The sequence below is a fragment of the Nitrospira sp. genome (genome assembly GCA_024760525.1).
In the GTDB taxonomy this organism is placed as follows: Bacteria; Nitrospirota; Nitrospiria; order Nitrospirales; family Nitrospiraceae; genus Nitrospira_D.
In genome coordinates this window covers 3,679,559-3,697,997 of the sequence record CP060499.1, presented here as the reverse complement: position 1 = coordinate 3,697,997, position 18,439 = coordinate 3,679,559, and the positions used below count along the sequence as shown (strand labels likewise).

Genomic DNA, 18,439 nt, shown 5'->3' with positions numbered 1-18,439 from the left:
ACCGTCAGGGGAAGGCATTTACAAGATGGACTTCACATCTTTGGGATGACACGGTCATGTGTAGTCAGGAAATTTAGATACCTGAACTTTTTCTTGGACGCGATGGGTCGAAGTGTGAGACGGCAACCACGCCGATTCCCCTGGCGAACTCTGTGCGAGAAGTTCAAGACCTATGGCAAGATTTGATGACGCCTAGGCCGGAACCTTGCGCGAGGGCAGTGCATCGCAGTCCATAGTGAGCGACCTCAGGCGCAAGCGCCTTAGAAATGGTGGAGGTACGAGAGATCGGTCCTGGAGTGATAAGGACGTCAAAGGATTGGAGGCACCACGAGTCGGGAGGGTCTTCAATCACACCCTACCGGAGGTCATTCTTGTGGACAACGAGAGATTCTTATGACCAATCCAGAGCCGCTACAGCGAATGTCCATCAAATCGCGCTTGCATCTCCTCCGGGTCAGTTCACAAGGGTGATGCCGAGCAGAGCAACGATCTTCATCGGCACTCATTCTGCAAAGTTACGACAAGCGCCCTCGAACTCCAAGTCGACGGGTGCGAGCAACGTGTCAGGTGTATAGCATCTAATGGGAATGGGAATTCGGAAAGGCTTCTGCCCAGTTGTGTCCGCTCCCGAAGGTTTTCGGGTTCAAGGTTGATCGATGCGAGAATGGGTATCAATACTTTGCGATGCCCAGCATATTTGTGAGCAGAGCAATGACCGAGACGACAATCCCGATGCCCAGTGCGCCATAGATGAGTAGTTTGATGTGATCCATCTGAACCTCCTCTATGTCATTTCTGTAACTTATGGCCCATTGACCACGAGCAAACCCAGGGTGATACCGAATCCTGAGTAGGTGACGTACTCTGCGAAAATGAATGCGAAAAGGCGAATGCTTCAGGGTTACGATTTCCGCGAACGCACAAGGTCACTAGCCTGCTGAGTCACGAAACGCCACCCATCCAAACCAGCCCAGCGCGACGATGAGAAGCCAAATAAGAATATCCATGAGAACCTCCGCCAACGATTAGACGGGTTGAGTCAGCGGATCTGCTTATTTTGTGGCCTTCGCGTTGTACAAGACCAGTTGCAGTCAGGGCTGCTGACTTTTCTTACAGATGAAGACCACGGTAACCACTAGTGCAAGGACTCCCACACCGATTATTTTGTAGCTCGGTTTTATCTTAAGACCTGGAGATGAGGGATGAGTTAGAACTACATGAGAATTTTCTCATGATCAGGAGAGTAATAACGTCCTGAGGATCCCTTGTAAGAACCGCTCAGCGCTTGAGGGCATAAGCGGCGACCACTCGTTGGCTTCAGAGAAACTGGCACGGCAGATGCGACTCGCACGTGAAAACCGGCGCCCATCGCCGGTGGCGACCTACAATGGATAGAGACGGGAGTGCTCGATCCTGGAGTGCAAAGGACGTCAAAGAATTGGGGGCTCCTTGCGTTAAACGTTGCAGATGTTTAATTATATCAATGGCTTGTATTTCCTCTGGTTTCCCCGTTTTATCTTCTAAATCGTTGTGTTAGCGGCTTTCTACTGATTCAATTGGTTATGAGGAAGTTGCGCTATTTTAAAGATTTTTAGCACATACACTTGGGGTGAACCCCTTTGTTGAGACAACATGACCTCACAGTTATCTCAAGACTGCGGCCGACCCAACGAAGGTTCGCCTGACCAGCCGCCGCCAAAGGCCCGATAGATGGAGACCAAGGCTACACGCACCGCCGTCTCGGCCTTGGAGCGCTCGTCGTTGATTAAGAGTTTGGTGCGTTGAGCATCCAGCACGGATAAATAATCACTCACTCCCCTCTGATATAAGGCTTCGGAGGAGCGATACGTTTTCTCCGCTGCGGTTTCGGCCTTCACGAGTTGTTCGCGGCGCTCCTTCGACGAGGAATGGGCGAGAAAGGCATTTTCCACGTCTTCCATGGCGAGGAGGAAGGTTTTTTCGTACTTCGACGCGACTTGATCCAGGCGTGCGTCCGCGGCAGCGATGTGAGCCCGAATGCGTCCCGCATTGAATATCGGAGCCGTGAGGCCCGCCCCCAGCGCATACACACTCTCCACCAGAGTCGGAAATCCGCCGATGGCCAGTGCGCCAATCCCACCGCTCGCCGACAGCACCACCTTCGGGAACAAATCGGCCCGCGCCGCACCAAGGCTGGCCGCTGCCGCACTCACCTCGGTTTGCGCAAGTCGCAGATCAGGCCGTTGTAGGAGGAGGCTTGAAGGCAACATGTTTGGGATACCCGGCAGGTCGGAAGGATGACCTGTTGCAGCAATAAGCCGCTTCTCCAATTTCGCCGGAGGTTCGCCCAGTAACACACTGAGGCGATGGATCAACGTTACCTCTGCTGCGTTCAATCCCGGAAGGGCGCTTTCAGTGCTCTGCAGTAAGGCTTCCTGCCTGGAAACTTCGGTTTCTTTCGTTAAACCCGCATGATAAAAGGCCTGCAGAGTTCTGAACCTTTCCCGTTGGATGTCGATGTTTGCGCGCAGAATCGCAGTCCGTTCCTGTGCACCGCGTAGTTCCAGATAATTCGTCGCCACCTGAGCGAGCAATCCCACCTGTACTCCATGCCGTTCCTCTTCGGTTCCAGCGGCCTGAGCACCTGTGGCCTCAGCCTCAAGATGTCTCGCACCAAAAACATCGACCTCCCATCGTGCAGCAAGACCACCGGTGATGACATTCGCGGTGGGTGTGATTAGCTTTATCCCCTCGCTCCCTGGTACTGCGATGATCCGGTCAATTCGCTTTTCCCGACCTCCCGAGGAAAAGAAATCAATACTGGGGTAGAGGGCTGATTCCGCGACAGTGATCATCGCATTAGCCTCGCGAACGCGAGCCGTTGCGATTCTCAGATCGTGGTTGGCGGCTAATGCTTGGGTGATCAACTCGTTCAGCAGTGGATCGCGAAATCCTCGCCACCATTCTTTGAGATCGGCCTGATTGGAACTGTCTTGAACAACTGGGGCATGATGCCAATCCGTCGGAGTCGATAATTGTACCCGATCACTCACACGCGTCGGTGTACACCCCCCTAACATGACGATTGTCAGGACGACGAGTGGTAGTGAATAGCGGGTCGTCACGGCAGTTGCTCCATCAACCATTACTGAATTCCTGGGAACCACAATGTCATTGGACTCTGCCGGTGACGCATCTGCATGAGCATCGTTCCGTGTGACCCGAAACCAGGCTGCATACAACGCGGGCAGGAAGAACACGGTCAGGAAGGTCGCGATCGTGAGTCCTCCCATGATGGCGATAGCCTGCGGTCCGAAGAAATCGTTGCGCGACAACGGAATCATCGCCAGGATAGCTGCTGCTGCAGTCAGCAGAATGGGCCGGAAACGCCGGACGGTCGATTCTACGATGGCGGTCCAGGTATCCCGGCCGGCCTTTTCGTCCTGCTCGATCTGATCCACCAAGATCACCGCGTTGCGCATGATCATGCCGGCCAGGGCGATAATGCCGAGCAAGGCGACGAACCCGAAGGGAGCGCCGAACGACAATAGGGCGAATGCGGCCCCGATCACACCCAAAGGAGCCGTGACGAATACCAGGAACGTTCGGGACAGGTTCTGCAACTGCATCATGAGCAGGATGAGCGTCACAATCACGACCAGCGGAATCCAGATCAGGATCGACTTCTGAGCGATCCAGGCGTCTTCCTTGGCCGCGCCGGTTTCGATGAAATAGCCGGCGGGGAGGCTGGCTTTGATGGGCTCGAGCTTCGGAACGATCTGCGCGGCTACATCGGGCGCGAGCATGCCGTCTACGACGTCGGCCCGCACTGAAATTGCCGCGAAGCGGTTACGGCGCCAACGGACGCCATCCTCGAAAACGGTTTCAGATTTGACCAGTTGTGCCAGCGGCATCGATTTGCCGTTGGCCGTTCGCACTGCCACATCGGGCAACTCGTCGGCGGCGCCGCGCAAGTTCTTTTGCGCTCTCCAGACGATGTCGATGAGCTTGTCGTCCTCGCGGAACTGTCCCACGGGAATTCCGGTATAGTGAGCTTGCAAGGCTTGCGACAAGCTTAAAGTCGAGACGCCGAGTGCACGCGCCTTGTCCTGATCGAGGACGAGACGAGCCGAAGGAATGCGATCGTGCCAGTCGTCGTTCACATCCACCGTATTGGGGTTGACGCGCACAACCTCGGCCACCCGATCGGCAATGGTTCGAACGATCTTGGGATCTTCACCGAACACCCTGAAGACGAGCGGATAATCCATCGGTGGCCCGACATTGAGTCGCATGGCGCGTCCGCGCACTTCCGGGAAATCCGTGGCGAACGCCAGCCGGATGCGTTGCATAACTCGTTCGCGGGCGACGTTGTCACGCGTCATCACCACGAATTCGGCGAGGTTGGTATTGGCCAGTTGCTGCACGATCAGCAGGAAAAACCTTGGGCTCCCCCCGCCGATATAAGCCGCGTAGTTCATCACGTCCTCGTCCTTGGCAAGCAAATCCTCCATGCGCTTGGCGACCATTTCGGTTTGCGCGAACGCACTGCCCTCCGGCAGCCACAAGTCGATGATAACTTCGGGCCGATTGGATAGCGGGAAGAACTGTTCGGGGACTTGGGTCAAAGTCGCGACGCCGACGCCGAACAGCGCCACCGTGCCGATGATTACTGTCTTGCGATGTTCCACACAGCGATCCACCCAGCGGCGCAGACGATTATAGAACGGCGTGTCAAAAAGCTCGTGACCGGGTGTGTGCCCCTTGCCCTTGGTTTTGAGCATCAGAAAGCCCAAATAGGGTGTGAAGACCACCGCACCGATCCACGACAGGAACAGCGAGATGGCCATGACCTGAAAAATCGCCACGGTGTACTCGCCGGCTTGGGATCTCGCCAAGCCCACCGGCAGGAAGCCGGCAATGGTAATCAACGTACCAGTTAGCATGGGGAAGGCCGTGGCACGGTACGCAAACGTCGCGGCGCGCATCCGATCCCACCCCTCTTCGAGTTTGCGCGCCATCATCTCGATCGCAATCATGGCATCGTCCACCAGAAGACCCAATCCGAGAATCAAGGCGCCCAGCGAGATGCGATGGATTTCCATGTCCAAGAGCCACATGCACAGTAGCGTTCCGGCCAGAACCAGAGGCACTGTCAGCCCGACCACGGAGCCGGTGCGGAATCCGAGACTCAGGAAGCTGACGAGCAGCACCGCCGCCAGCGCCTCGAAAAAGGTGCGCAGGAATTCGCCGATGGCCGTGTTGACCACGTGTGATTGATCGGCGACCCGCTCGACCTCGATGCCCACCGGAAGTTCTCCCTCGATCCGAGTCATGGCGGTTTCAAGCGTTGTGCCCAACTCCAGCACATCGCCTTTCTTGTGCATGGTCACGCCGAGACCGACGGCGTCCTTGCCGTTGAAGCGCATCTTGAATTCCGGCGGATCGGTGTAGCCACGGGTCACCCTGGCGAAATCGCTGACCCTGATAGTCCGGCCTTCGAGACGTACAGCCAGGTTCGCCACGCTATCCACCGAGTCGAATGGGCCAGTCAGTCGTATGGGGAGATTGCGCTGTGAAGAAAACACTGTTCCCGCCGGCACCATGCTATTCTGCGCCTGGAGTACTTGAGCGACCGCAGCGGGGTCCATACCCAGTTCGGCCAGCTTCTTGTCGGAAAACTCGACGTAGATCTTTTCGTCCTGGACGCCGATGAGATCGACTTTCTCGACATCCTTGACGCGCAAGATCTGCTGTCGAGCCGAATCTGCCGCAGCTTTCAGCTCGGCGTAGCTGAAGCCTTCCCCGGAAAAGGCATAGAGGAGGCTGTAGGTATCGCCGAACTCGTCATTGAAGAAAGGGCCGACGATGCCGGGTGGCAAGCTCATGCGGATGTCCCCGACCTTCTTGCGCACCTGATACCAGAGATCGGGAATTTCTTTCGCCGGCGTATCTTCACGGGGTGTGATAAAAATGACCGATTCGCCGGACTTCGAGTAGCTGCGGATGAAGTCGAGATTGGGCAGTTCCTGGATTTTCTTTTCCAGGCGGTCGGTTACCTGTTGCTCTGTTTCCAGCGTGGTGGCCCCAGGATAGAGGGTTTTCACAACCATCACCCGAAAGGTGAACGCTGGGTCTTCCCGCTGTCCCAGCTGGACGTAGGCGACAATTCCACCGAGCAGCACCAGCGCCATGAAAAAACCGGTGATGGAGCGATGTTTGAGTGCCCACTCGCTCAGATTGAAATCTTTCATGGCCGATCCTCCTTGCTTTCGGCGACGGAGGCTAGCATGTCCGCTGCGACCTGCTCCGGCAGCCGCACCGCCTGTCCCTCAGCCAGGCGCTGAACCCCAGCGCTGACGACTAATTGTCCGGACCCGACTCCCCCGACGACAATGCGCTCTCCGTCCAGTGCCTTGCCCAGCTGAACCGGCACGGATCTGACCGTGCCAGCCTGCTCGTCCACCAGCCACACACGCGGCCGTCCAGGCTCGTTCTGAGGGGTAAATACGGCGGAGAGTGGAACGGCAATGCGAGGTGGCGTCGTCAACGGAATCCACACCGTCGCCGTCTTACCGAGCCGTGCTTCATCCTGCCCTTCAAGCAGTGTCGCCTTGACGCGATAGGTGCGGCTGGCCGGGTCGGCCGCCGCCGCGATCTCGCGAATACGTGCCGTGATTTGCCGGTCGCCGCCGGCCCACAAGGTCACGCGGACTTTCTGATAGAGTTCGATTTCCGCCACGCGCTGCTCAGGGATATCGATATGGATTTCCTTCTCATCAAGCCGGGCCAGCTTGACGACCGGTTGACCGGCGGCCAGCACCTGCCCGATCTCGGCTTCCAACGCCGTCACCACGCCGTTCCGATCCGCCAGCAGATCGGTGTACTGTAGTTGGTTGGTCGCTTGGTTCAGTTGCGCGTTCAGCGCCGCGACCCGTTCCCGCGCGGTGATGTACGCGGTTTCATGCCGGTCGAACTCGGCTGAACTAATGACCCGCAGGTTCAGGAGTTCACGATAACGTGTCAGGTCATCCCGGGCAAAATCCTGTTCGGCCTGGGCGGATTTGAGCTGAGCGTTCAACGCGTCCGTTCCAAGTTGATAATCGTTGGAATCAAGCCTTGCTAAGCGCTGACCTTTGTGGACGCGATCTCCCACCTCAACGAGACGGTGAATCATTTTGCCGGATACCCGGAAAGCTAAGGTTGTCTCGTATCGAGCCCGTACTTCCCCGGCGAAACTCATCACTCCTGCGGTGGCCTCATCGCCGATTCGGACGACCTTCACGGGTCGGGAACTCTGCCGGGGTTGCTCGTCTTGATGGTTACATCCCAGGGTGGTCATCAATGCCACAAGGAAGACACCAACGACCCACGTGGCGGGACGAGTAAGGCTGTGTCGAGTGAGTTTCATGATGTTCTCCTTGGGAAAGTTGGTTAGGGACAAGCTCATGTATTTGTATATGCAAGTATACGGTCAAAAAAAGGTCCTACCGTGACGGTAGTTCAGCTCTATTCGCAGCAAGCTTTCGCATAAGTGTGGCGCCCTCATCTCCAAGAAACTTCTCCGTGCGAGTTTGGGCCTTTCGCCAAGACGGACCGATTTGATGCAGTAGGTCACGACCTTGGACCGTAATCTGTATTGGGAGGCCCCGGCCGTCTTCCCCATCCGCAACCTCTTGGATCCAACCGTTGGTCAGCATGATCTTCAGATTCCGGGTCAGGGTAGATGGGTCGAGCTGCAGACGCTTCCCAATCTCAATACGTCGAATGGGGCCAGCCTTTGCTATAAGAACCAGAAGATTCGTTTGGCTTGCCTTCAGGCCAAATGGCCTGAGTTCAGCATCGTAGATACCCGTCAGCACACGATCAAGTTTGCGCACGCGCATCAGCAGGCACTCCCGCGCGATCTGATCAATGATATCTTCGCCCCGATTCATCCGTTTCTTTGTTTCCGGATTCATCATACTCAATATTTGCATATACAAGTATCTATTGTCAAGCCCCCTTCCTGAAAGTCATCGGGCTCACGGAGCTTTCGGGCGGTCACAAACGTATCGTGGCAAGACCCTCATACCTTACGCTAGAATTCATCTGGTACACTGCACATATTCTTCCTGCTGGTCGGTCCTCAATGTAATCGACCGTCCTTCATATTGTGATTCCGGCATCGTTGTTTCCTCCGTCAGGTGGACATAGGAAATTTGCCAGGTTAGGAGAGTCGGGACTAATCTTCAAGAGTGAAATCCGAGATATGTACATGTCGCGCACCCTACTTGTGCTCGCTCCTCTACCCTTCTTAGGAGGCATGGCGCATTTGCCCAGTTCTACTAGATTTAATCATAGAAAATGAGCTGAATCTCACGGCATCATTTAGGAGTGACGTCATGAAACCGTATGCCGTTCGCCAGACGTTACGAACTCCCGTGCAGTGCACCCTCTCGTACTCCAGTGAAGCCATATGGACCAATGGAAGAGTCTGGGATCTTTCGCAAACCGGCTGGCGCGCCACGGGAGATCGCCCGATGTCCGTCGGGCACGAAACGATCGTGTTCCTCTCCCTTTGCAGCGGAGAGAAGCTCTGCCACATCCTTATAGAATCGGCTATTGTTCGCTGGTCTGACGGTCTCCATGCAGGATGGGAAATCACGCGGATTGACGCAGCGACTCAATCTCGCTTGGCAGAAGTCGTAGAACAGTGCGACCAAAACCGCATTACCTTGTAAGTCATAACGGAGACAAGCTGTTTCGATTTTCCCAGACATACCTATCTCCGGCGTGATGAGCCAGAAGCTCTACTTCTAGCAACAGAGTCATCGCTTTCTGTAGCATGCTAGACGCATCTGGCATGAGGGGGATGGGAGGCGAGGGACATCCCGTTCGATCTGATTCCGCTCGTTTACCACTATGAAGATTGGACCCGCATGGATCGCCGCCACTTCAACTGCCTCGGCTTGAGCCAATTCATCCATCATCACCTGCTCTGGTTTTTGATCGGTGCCTACGTGCTGTCCGCCGTATGGCCCACAGCCGGGCTCTGGATTCGCAATCTGACGTTCGGTGAACTCCCACTTTTCAACCAGACGCTCCGTGTTTCCTTACTCCTACTCCTGCTGGCGACGTTGATGTTCAACGCGGGATTGGGAGTCAAAGCCTCGCACCTCCGATCGCTGGGCCAAAAAACAAGAATGCTGTTTGCAGGACTCACCGCGAATCTCGTCATTCCCTTGGCGTATATTTTCCTGGTCACCCTCATCATGCGGCTGTGGCACAACCCGGTGGAAGCTCAACACATCCTAGTGGGGTTGGCATTAGTCGCAGCCATGCCGATTGCCGGAGCCTCGACGGCCTGGGCTCAGAACTCCAATGGGAATCTGGCGCTGAGCTTGGGTCTAGTCCTCGCTTCGACGGTCCTCAGTCCCGTCCTGACGCCTATCGCGTTGTATGCCTTCGGAGAGATGGCCACGGAGGAATATGAACGGGTCATACATAATCTTGCGGCCTATGGGACCGGGACGTTCCTCGGTCTCTGGATCGTGTTGCCTTCCTTACTTGGCCTGGGTGTGCGTTGCGTCATACCTGAAGCCCGACTCGCCGCCATCATGCCGTTCATCAAACTGATGAACTCGATCATCTTACTGCTGTTGAACTACTCGAACGGATCAGTGTCGCTCCCTCAAGCCGTGGCCGACCACGATTACGACTTTTTGGCGGTGACGTTGGCCATCACGACCGGCCTCTGTGTGACGGCTTTTTCCTCCGGCTATGGGTTGAGTCGACTGTTCAAGGTTGATGAGGCCGAACGGGTCTCGCTCATGTATGGATTGGGGATGAATAACAACGGGACCGGGCTGGTATTGGCCTCGCTCGCCCTCGCCGCCTATCCTCGCGTCATGGTTCCGATCATCTTCTATAACCTCGCTCAGCATCTGGTGGCCGGTGGGGTGCATGAGGTCATCGGGCGGAGGGTTGAGGATCACAAAGCAACGGGAACCTAAGTCGAGGATGACATCCTTGGCGGCATGACACGCCCTTGACAACATATGCATTTAGGGGACCACCATGTCCTGGTCTTCGGCAGGCAGCTTACCGATCGGTAAGCGATCTGGCAGGTCCTGTTGCAGTTGAGGGACGGGCAGGGGGAAGCTGGCTGTCAGAACTTACAGGCACGAAGCCTGACGGTTTTCTGTTTATCCAAGAGAACGGTTTCGGCGTACCTGAAGCCCATGCTCAATGCAGGTGAATCGCACCGTCTATTTCAGTCGAGAGTCAGTGCGCTAACTCATACCGGACTGTGGAGATGAGCTCCTCAATTCCAAACGGTTTGCGCAGCGAGTGGCGTGCGCCCAACAGCCTGGCTGTACTGAGCAGGGACTGATCCTCGCCCACGCCTGAAATGGCCACGACTTTAACATGCAGGAATTCGCGGGTGAGCTCTAGAATGGTATCGAGGCCATTCAACTCTGGCATCAGCATATCAAGGATGACCAAATGCGGCGGCTTCTGACGGTATAGTGCTATCCCCTCCCGCCCCGTGGACGCTTCCACCACGTGATGTCCTGCCGATCGAAGAGCGGTCGACAACATGGCTCGAACAGGAGCCTCATCATCAATCACTAAGATCGTGGCCATAGATCTCCTTTGACATACTTCTCGCTAAAATTTAGTTTTTCGAAGTGTACGTGAAATGGTTCAGGTTTCAATGAAAAGCCAGATTCACGAGAGAGAAGTCCTCGTTCAAGTCGGACCTTCATTGGAAGCAGCGAGATCCAACCTATTCTTGTCACAAATTTGCCATAATTCTACAACTCTTCCCAGGATAAACTTACACGAGGACGGCATTCTTTATCTGACGTTCAGGAAAAGCTGTGCGCGAAGGCGGGCACATGATGGTCCCGTCTATTGGACAGGCCACATCAGTCATTTCTTCAGCCAGCTGTGCTAAGTTGTCAGCCAACGGTATATCCGGCACCGCATACATTATCCTGATGATCTGCATAGTGCGAAAAGCAGAGCTAGGCTGAAGGACCGCATCTTCACTGGGAAATTTCGAGCGGTTCATGCCTTGATAGGTGGCCTCAATTTATGAGCTTGGTCAACCCAAGAACTGACCCTCGATATTGGACTATCGGTCCAATCCCCACCCCAAGCCTATTGGTTCATGTATTTTGCTGAATCTTCGTGGAGCAAACCTTCTATTCTCGGCAGTATGTAGTCCACGCTCACACTGCGGCCTCCACACAATCATGATTCGAGTGTGGTCGTTACTACGACACCGGCTCCTGCGAGACAGCCGATGAGGAATGGCCCGGAATCCATCGGGCCAAGAGGACTCGAATCTCGTCGAGCGTCACCGGCTTAGCGAGATAATCGTCCATGCCGGCTTTCCGACACTTTTCACGGTCTCCAGGCATGGCGTTCGCGGTGATCGCGACGATGGGAAGCCGGTGGCTTCCGCGTGCCCCTTCCTCTTTTCGGATCATCGCCGTGGCCTCCCAACCATCCATCTCGGGCATTTGGCAATCCATCAAGACCAACGCATACCGGATTCGAGCGACCGCGTCGACGGCTTCGAGTCCGTTAGCCACGACATCGGCCCGGTAACCGAGCTTTTCCAACAGAACCACCGCGATTTTCTGGTTCACAATATTGTCCTCGGCCACGAGAATACGGGGGCGTGCCGCCCTGGCGGCTTCCTTAATGACATGACGGGTCACCAACACATCGCGGGGGCGACTCGCGGCCCCCACCTCCAGTACGTCAGGGGATGCCTGGGCCGGCCTGTCCACAATCATCGTCAGACAGTCGTATAAGTCCGTGCGATGAACGGGCTTGGTTAGGTAGGCGGCAATCCCGACCTGTTTCGCTTCTTCAGCCTGCCCCCGCATTCCCATTGAGGTCAGTAAGACCAGGGGGATAGCCGTCAGCTGGGGATCAGATTTGATTTTCTGCGCCAACTCCAGTCCGTTCATGCGTGGCATCTGCAAATCGAGGATCGCCACATCAAAGGGTTCGCCTCGGGCCGCCGCTCCTTTCAGCAGAGTGAGGGCTTCATATCCATCCGAGGCAGTAACGCTCTGGAGGCCCCAGTGCAACGCGTATTGCTCGAGGATCCGTCGGTTCGTGGCATTGTCATCCACGATGCAGACTCGCCGACCCGCGAGAGACCCTCGTGGCAATGGTGTCGCGCGCCTCTGTTGGTGGGTCAGCCACACCGAAAACCGGAACGTGCTTCCTTGACCGAGCCTACTCTCTATGCCGATCTGCCCACCCATCTGTCCCACGAGCTGTTTGCAAATGGCCAGGCCCAGGCCGGTGCCGCCAAACTGGCGCGTGGTCGAAGTGTCCCCCTGGGTAAACGGCTTGAACAGACGCTCCTGTACCTCGGGGGCAATGCCGATCCCCGTATCGACCACGGCAAATTCGATCAGGATGCGCTCGGCGTTCTCCTGGCTCCGTGTCACATGCATCATCACTTCGCCCTGTTGGGTGAACTTGACCGCATTGCCAATAAGATTGATGAGGATTTGATGCAATCGGCCGGGGTCCCCCCGTAACGCCGTGGGCACTTCCGCATGCAGGAGACAGCCCAATTCCAGGCCCTTGCGCTGCGCCGGTTTGGCAAAGAGATCCAGCGCCTCTTCGACAGTGGTCCGGAGGTCAAAATCGATCGTCTCAAACGTCAATCTACCCGCCTCGAACTTCGAGAAATCAAGAATGTCGTTGATGAGGTCGAGCAGGGCTTCGCTGGCCCGCTGCACATCCTCGGCGTGGTCCTGCTGCTCGGGAGTCAGAGGGGTATCGAGCAAGAGTCCGTTACACCCCATGATGGCGTTGAGGGGCGTACGAATTTCATGGCTCATGACGGCGAGGAAGGCGGATTTGGCTTGCGTGGCGGCCTGCGCCTCGACTAACGCCCGGTCGAGATCGCGGTTCTTCTGCTCCAGTTCCTGCGCATAGGCGGTCACTCGGGCTTCGCTCTCGCGTAACGCATCTGTTCGCTCATGCAATCGCGCTTCGGTATGCCGATGCTCGGCCACTTCTTTTTCCAGCTCCCGGTTCGCCGCGGAGAGGTCGCTCGTTCGTGCTGTCACTTTCTGTTCCAATGCGTCATGCGTGTCACGCACAGCGGCCTCAGCCCGTTTCCTCTCTGCAATACTCGCCGCCAGCGCCAAGCTCATGATGCCGATGAGAACCAGAAAGGATTGCAAGACCAGGAGGGACTCATTCGGCGACTCCCTGATAAAGGGACCGGAGCTTTGCAGGGTGCCCCATATGGCGATCCCTGAAAGCAGGAACGTCGCGGTGACGGTGTCACGCTCACTGAATCGGGCGGCGATCCAGACAAGGCTCGCGACGACCAGAAACACGAGCGGATAATTCTTGATGGTCCCTGGGACCATATTAGTGAATAAGGCCAGGCCCATGCTAAGGAGCACGACCATCGAGACGGCTGCTTCAAACGCCTGGTCACGATTCCATCGCACCTGTGGACATTGTGACCACAGGACGAGGGTGGGAGCCACGAGGAGGTTCCCGGCGATATCGCCCAGCCACCAAGTCATCCAAATCGAAGGGTAGTTGGCCCAACTCGCATAGCCGGCCGCGGCAAGACTGCTCACCCCGAAGGTGGCACTGATGGTGGTGCTTATCAATCCGGCAAGCGCCGCGAACTTCAATACTCCGGGTGCAGAGGAAAAGGCCTGCTGACCGTGGGCAAATCGGTTCATCAAATACGCGCCGATGAGTCCTTCCAGCGTGTTGCCCGTCGCGATGCCAAGGGACGTCAGGATCGACCCAGCGGTGAGTTGGTTGGCCAGGAATGCGCCGAGGAATATCCCGGGCCAGACCCGATAGCCCAGGATCAGGAACGCAGCCAGCGTCATCCCTGTGGGTGGCCACACCGCCGTGGCGCTGGCGTGCACAAACGCCAACATCAGTCCGAGTTTGGCCGCGACGACATAGACGGCGGCCAGCACCAGGACGATCCCTACAAATTGGAGACGGCTCTGCGTGCCCCTCATCGGATCAGACTCCTCAAGACAGGAGCGAAGGCGAGGCCCCACGCCGAGGACGTCGAGAGCTGGGTCGCCAGGTGCCTCACATGTTCCGGACAGGTATCATGAACAGAGCGGGAGCACTCCCCGGGGAGATCAGGAGAGATAACCGTGGGGAAAACCACCGTGGAGCAAGACCGATCCCTTGGTTGTGCCTGGCGTGCGATAGGGATTATGACCAAGGGCTCAGTCGCACCAGGTGACGGGGCTCTTTGGCCTTGTGGACGCATAGACACTTCTCGGGTGCAGAGATCTGGAGTGTAACATTAGGTATCCTATCAATGCCACCACTTGTAAACAATTTTGCGTGGGGCGGGATGTTTAGCCCTCCCACCATAATTGAGTACCGGCATTCCCACCGCCCATCCGCTTACTGACGGGGAGCCGGTTTGCTCATGCATCTGGCAAAGAAAAACTCGCGCAGTGGAGTGAACGTGAGGGGGTGGGGACTAGTTAGGACTGTTGCTCAGCTTCTCGCGCCGAGAACTACTTGAGAAGCATAGGTGATCCCATTGGCACCGGCCTACATATGAATACACCAAGATGAGAGGTAAGCGCTCCATCAAGACTCTAGGGGAAGCAGAGAAGTCATTAGCCAGTCTTGCGAGTTGAGGTTTATACGAGAGGAAAATCCCATGACGTGATCGTGGCCTTGCCGGACCTCGGTGCAGGCGTTCGGGTTGCTGCACGTAATGCCTGTCGATCCGCCTCGCTGAATTGCGGAGAGGTCCATGTGAGCAACCACTGTTTTTGTCTTCGTGAGAGACTAAATCCGCTCTGAGTTTCTGTTTTGACCCAGGTTTCCACACGGTCGTCGGGTGGAGGAAATTTCAGAACGAGGGGCTTGTTGCTCGACCAATTTCCAGGCACCCATCCTCTCGGCGTAAGATGCCATTCAACATGAACTTGGTTGACATCCATAATGGTGTGCTCTATACCACACACCGTAGCCTTAAGTACTTACATTTTACGCTCTACTAGTAAAACACATTACTCCTTTTGTCAAGTCTGCGAAGTCTCTTTTTGTGCGGCTTCCACCAAGTAACGATGACTAGAATTTCGAGCAAAACCTTATTATGTGATGCCTGCCTAGCCAGGCATTGCGAAGACATAGCAGCTTCCCCCTGCATTCTTATTGAAGGTCGGCACTGCTCAACCGAGGACGTAGATCTTATGGGCTTCCATAGGAAAGACAGGTTTCTATCATGGACAATTCTCTGCCACTCGATACCCAGCCTGTTCCGCAGCTTCTACACTCACAAATGCAATGCGGTGTTCCTCAGACACTAGATCATGGCCGGGACAGTCGACACGATGATAGATATGACTGCGCCTATTTCCGATGACGTCGGAAATCTTAGGAGCAGGTACTTCGCCTTGAGGTGTCGGTTGGGATGATACGCCGCGGCAGTCGAAGTCTGACGCCTCTGAGACTTGTTTTCGTTGAAGCTTGCGATAGACCCACAGTGGGTTCATTTGATGCTTCGTTTGAGAACTCTAGAACCGCAAATTCTCTCTTACCCAGGGCTCTTGTACCCTGTATTCATCATGGCCCACACAATGATAGCCAGTGCAAACGCCCCAAGGATCACGTACGTAATGATGTCAGCTTTACCCGGCATGATCTGACCTCCTTGGCGTAGTGAAGGAATCATCTTATGAGCTATTGTTCACCCTCGAATCCTATTCTCTTGTCAGTGAGCAAACAATTGCCGGAAAATCGGCGTGTGGCAACTGCTCGGGAGATTTTTCAGAGTTCATTCCGTCGCCGAAATAGTCAGCCAGTGAATGTAGCTTTTCTATGATTTCGAGATTGTTCACGTTGAAATGAGCGGAATTTGAATTTATCGTAAAAAGCAGGAATAAGAAGGATGAGTTGGTCTGTCCCTGCTTTGGCAGCTAGGATTGGGCCTGCCCGTTGACTTCCACCACCGTAATTGACCGATCCACAGCCGTGGGATTCTGCTGAAGATCCCAGGCGCTCATCACCGTGACCTTGGACCCATCACGGCGTCGATGGATGAGCTGACCTTCCCAGTGTCCCTTCCGCTGAAGCTGTTCCTGGATCACCCTGAGCGGAACTGGAAACACGGTGTGAAGCAGTTGGTGCGACGACGATCCTAGGACTTCCTTAGGTTCCCATCCATATAACTTTTCCGCGCCGTGACTCCAATACCGGATGGTCCCATCGAGATTTCGAACCATGAGCGCGCCGCTGGTTAACAGGCTCCGGCTCGTCGGTGTCGGTCGTTGAGGTGACGTTTGTTTTGCATACTCAGGGGAGTTGTCTTTGACAGTTTCGGCAAGAGCTGCCGCCACCACTTGATGTCCTTCTTTCGTCCAATGAGTATCATCCGGCAGGAACACCAGCGTACTGTTGCGCGCAGCGGACTGAAGAGCTGGCGTGAGATCGACATACTGAATGTCGGGCGAGATCTCAGCCATCATCTGGCGGAGACGTTCGGGGAGATCATTGAGGTCCCACCGAGTTATCCCTCCGCCGATTCCCTGGAAGCTGACAATGTCGTGGTAGACACGGAACGCGTGGGGCGCGAAGGCGACGACGAACCGCGCCCCTTCTTGCTGAACGAGCCGATAGGCCTCTTCGATCGCAGCCACAGTGTTTTGGAGGTCATCAACCTCTTGCGCGGTGAGGCTCACTGAGTGCGACCGCCCTTTGACATAGACGCGGTGTTCTTGCCCCGTAGCGTCTATCATTACGGCGCGGGCGGCTTGAGGCTTCTCATGTGGATTAGGAACACATCCGTTGAGAGTCCGCGTGAGCCACAATAAAGCGTTTTTCGTAAATGCGCGATTCCAGTAACTATCCAAAGAATCCCATTGAGATCGAAGGAGCGACACCGAGTCTGGATAACCGCGAGCATCGAGGAGATCGTTCCCTTCGTAGAAGACCCAGACAACGGTTTTAGGATGCAGCGGAAGCGCGTAACGTTTGAGGACGGCCAGTTCTTGCTGCGGCCCATACCCCGATTGTCCAAAATTGGCAACGACCTGTTGCGTTTCTTCTGCCAACCGCGTGGTGGCCAATTGCGAGGCGGGTATCATGGGGGACTCGATATAGGAATCACCGATGACTGCAATCTCGGCAGTCCTTAGATCCCCCTCATTTCGGAACCCATTTTGATCGTACTTCAACTCGAACGGCTCGGATGGGTACGGTGGAAGACAGAGGACATGCCCGATATTCCCCCGGCTAAACTGCATCTTGACGGAGTAGTGAGGTTCGGGCTTGGCCAACAGTTCCATATCGGGCACATAGCGAGGGCGTTCCCACGGCTGGCTACCCGTGACGGCGAAGAGCTCTCGATAATCAATCACTCTAAACCAAGCAGGGAGTTCTACTAACAACAACCCCATCCCAAGGGAGAACGTCAGCAACACAAATTGGGTTCTGATCTCGTCCCGTGGGATAGTCGTCGCGAGTGCATAGCCACCCCATACCACAAGATACGACGCGACCAGAAAACTGAACAATTGCCGAACATCAGAGACACCGGCCTTCACGACGAGCAAATAACCGGAGACGAACAATATTAACGTCAGTCCGAACACGACGCGTTTGGTATGCTGACCAGATCCTTGCTTCATATCCTCTACCAGTCTTTTCTCATCTGAAATCGGCTTAGCAAGAGCAGTGTCTTAACGATGATGATTCATCCGCCTAGGAGATTGAGTGGGAACTTAATCCCGGATCATCACACCATGACGCGGCCCCAATTGCAATTATACGAAAGCGGCGGCCAGAATTTGATACTTCCTCATGTATGCTCAAATATATACGGGATGGCCCTTGGTAGGCATGGCTACTATTGTAAAGTGAACGTCCAGCAGGTCTGTGTAAATGATTGGGCATCAATAGGACCACGGCTGAACCTATAAACTTTCCCATTCCCATACCGTAACAATGTAGGTTAATACTAGCTCGTAAATCCCCTAGGGTATAAAGGGATATTGACCTCATTGTGAGATCATCCAGACAAAACGCATCACAGCCTTGAAGGAGTTGGGGCGATCGATAGTTACGCTGTACCGAAGTGCATATGAAGGAACCATGTTATGTAAATACTAGATGAGGCAGGACAATTGGGATGGGCACTGACATTATGCAAGTTTGTTCAACACATCTGCAGGCACAACTCCCAGGACCCTGGATACCCTTAAGAACTCAATCACGTCAAGCCGTCTCTCTCCTGATTCATATTTGGAGACGTAGGACTGTGGACGTTTCAGTCTTTTAGCCACATCGTTCTGAGTCAAACCGCTGTCCTTCCTAGCCAATCGTAAAAGGTGGCAAAAGTGTTTGTATTCAGCTGAGAATGAGGATTTTCTTGCCATAGCTCCCTTTTACGGGAGCCGTATGATTATCCTCTTTAAGAAGTATCCCA

9 protein-coding genes are annotated in these 18,439 nt (G+C 55.1%); 2 read left to right on the top strand and 7 right to left on the bottom strand.

What is annotated here, in order from left to right:
• Window positions 1–1,649: 1,649 nt before the first annotated feature.
• The 3 genes from H8K04_17375 to H8K04_17365 form a co-directional block, all read right to left on the bottom strand.
• Window positions 1,650–6,233 (bottom strand): efflux transporter outer membrane subunit, encoded by a 4,584-nt coding sequence (locus tag H8K04_17375; GenBank protein ID UVT15550.1) that lies wholly within the window; start codon window positions 6,231–6,233, stop codon window positions 1,650–1,652.
• A complete protein-coding gene (locus H8K04_17370) occupies window positions 6,230–7,321 on the bottom strand; it encodes an efflux RND transporter periplasmic adaptor subunit (protein UVT18031.1) in 1,092 nt (363 codons plus the stop codon). The genes H8K04_17375 and H8K04_17370 overlap by 4 nt, the downstream gene beginning before the upstream one ends.
• 145 nt (window positions 7,322–7,466) lie before the next feature.
• Window positions 7,467–7,958, bottom strand: coding sequence for a MarR family transcriptional regulator (locus H8K04_17365; protein ID UVT15549.1), 492 nt, complete (start codon window positions 7,956–7,958; stop codon window positions 7,467–7,469).
• A gap of 405 nt (window positions 7,959–8,363) precedes the next feature.
• Between H8K04_17365 and H8K04_17360 the strand changes: the two genes are divergently transcribed.
• Together H8K04_17360 and H8K04_17355 are read left to right on the top strand one after the other, a co-directional pair.
• The gene (locus tag H8K04_17360) at window positions 8,364–8,702 is read left to right on the top strand and encodes a PilZ domain-containing protein (GenBank protein UVT15548.1); all 339 of its coding nucleotides are present in this window, start codon (window positions 8,364–8,366) and stop codon (window positions 8,700–8,702) included.
• Between the two features lie 198 nt (window positions 8,703–8,900).
• Window positions 8,901–9,974 (top strand): bile acid:sodium symporter, encoded by a 1,074-nt coding sequence (locus tag H8K04_17355; protein ID UVT15547.1) that lies wholly within the window; start codon window positions 8,901–8,903, stop codon window positions 9,972–9,974.
• 271 nt (window positions 9,975–10,245) lie between these two features.
• On the opposite strand, the gene H8K04_17350 is transcribed toward H8K04_17355, so the two are convergent.
• The 4 genes from H8K04_17350 to H8K04_17335 form a co-directional block, all read right to left on the bottom strand.
• Window positions 10,246–10,608 carry a response regulator gene (locus H8K04_17350; GenBank protein UVT15546.1) on the bottom strand — a complete coding sequence of 121 codons (363 nt, stop codon included), beginning with the start codon at window positions 10,606–10,608 and terminating at the stop codon, window positions 10,246–10,248.
• A 635-nt stretch (window positions 10,609–11,243) separates the two neighbouring features.
• Complete coding sequence (locus H8K04_17345) at window positions 11,244–14,000, bottom strand: MASE1 domain-containing protein (protein ID UVT15545.1); 2,757 nt, start codon at window positions 13,998–14,000, stop codon at window positions 11,244–11,246.
• 1,932 nt (window positions 14,001–15,932) lie between these two features.
• Entirely contained in the window at window positions 15,933–17,642 is a 1,710-nt protein-coding gene (locus tag H8K04_17340) for a PAS domain S-box protein (GenBank protein UVT15544.1), read from the bottom strand.
• Window positions 17,643–18,155: 513 nt separating this feature from the next.
• On the bottom strand, window positions 18,156–18,389 hold the full coding sequence (locus H8K04_17335; protein ID UVT15543.1) for a helix-turn-helix transcriptional regulator: 234 nt from the start codon (window positions 18,387–18,389) through the stop codon (window positions 18,156–18,158).
• Window positions 18,390–18,439 lie beyond the last annotated feature (50 nt).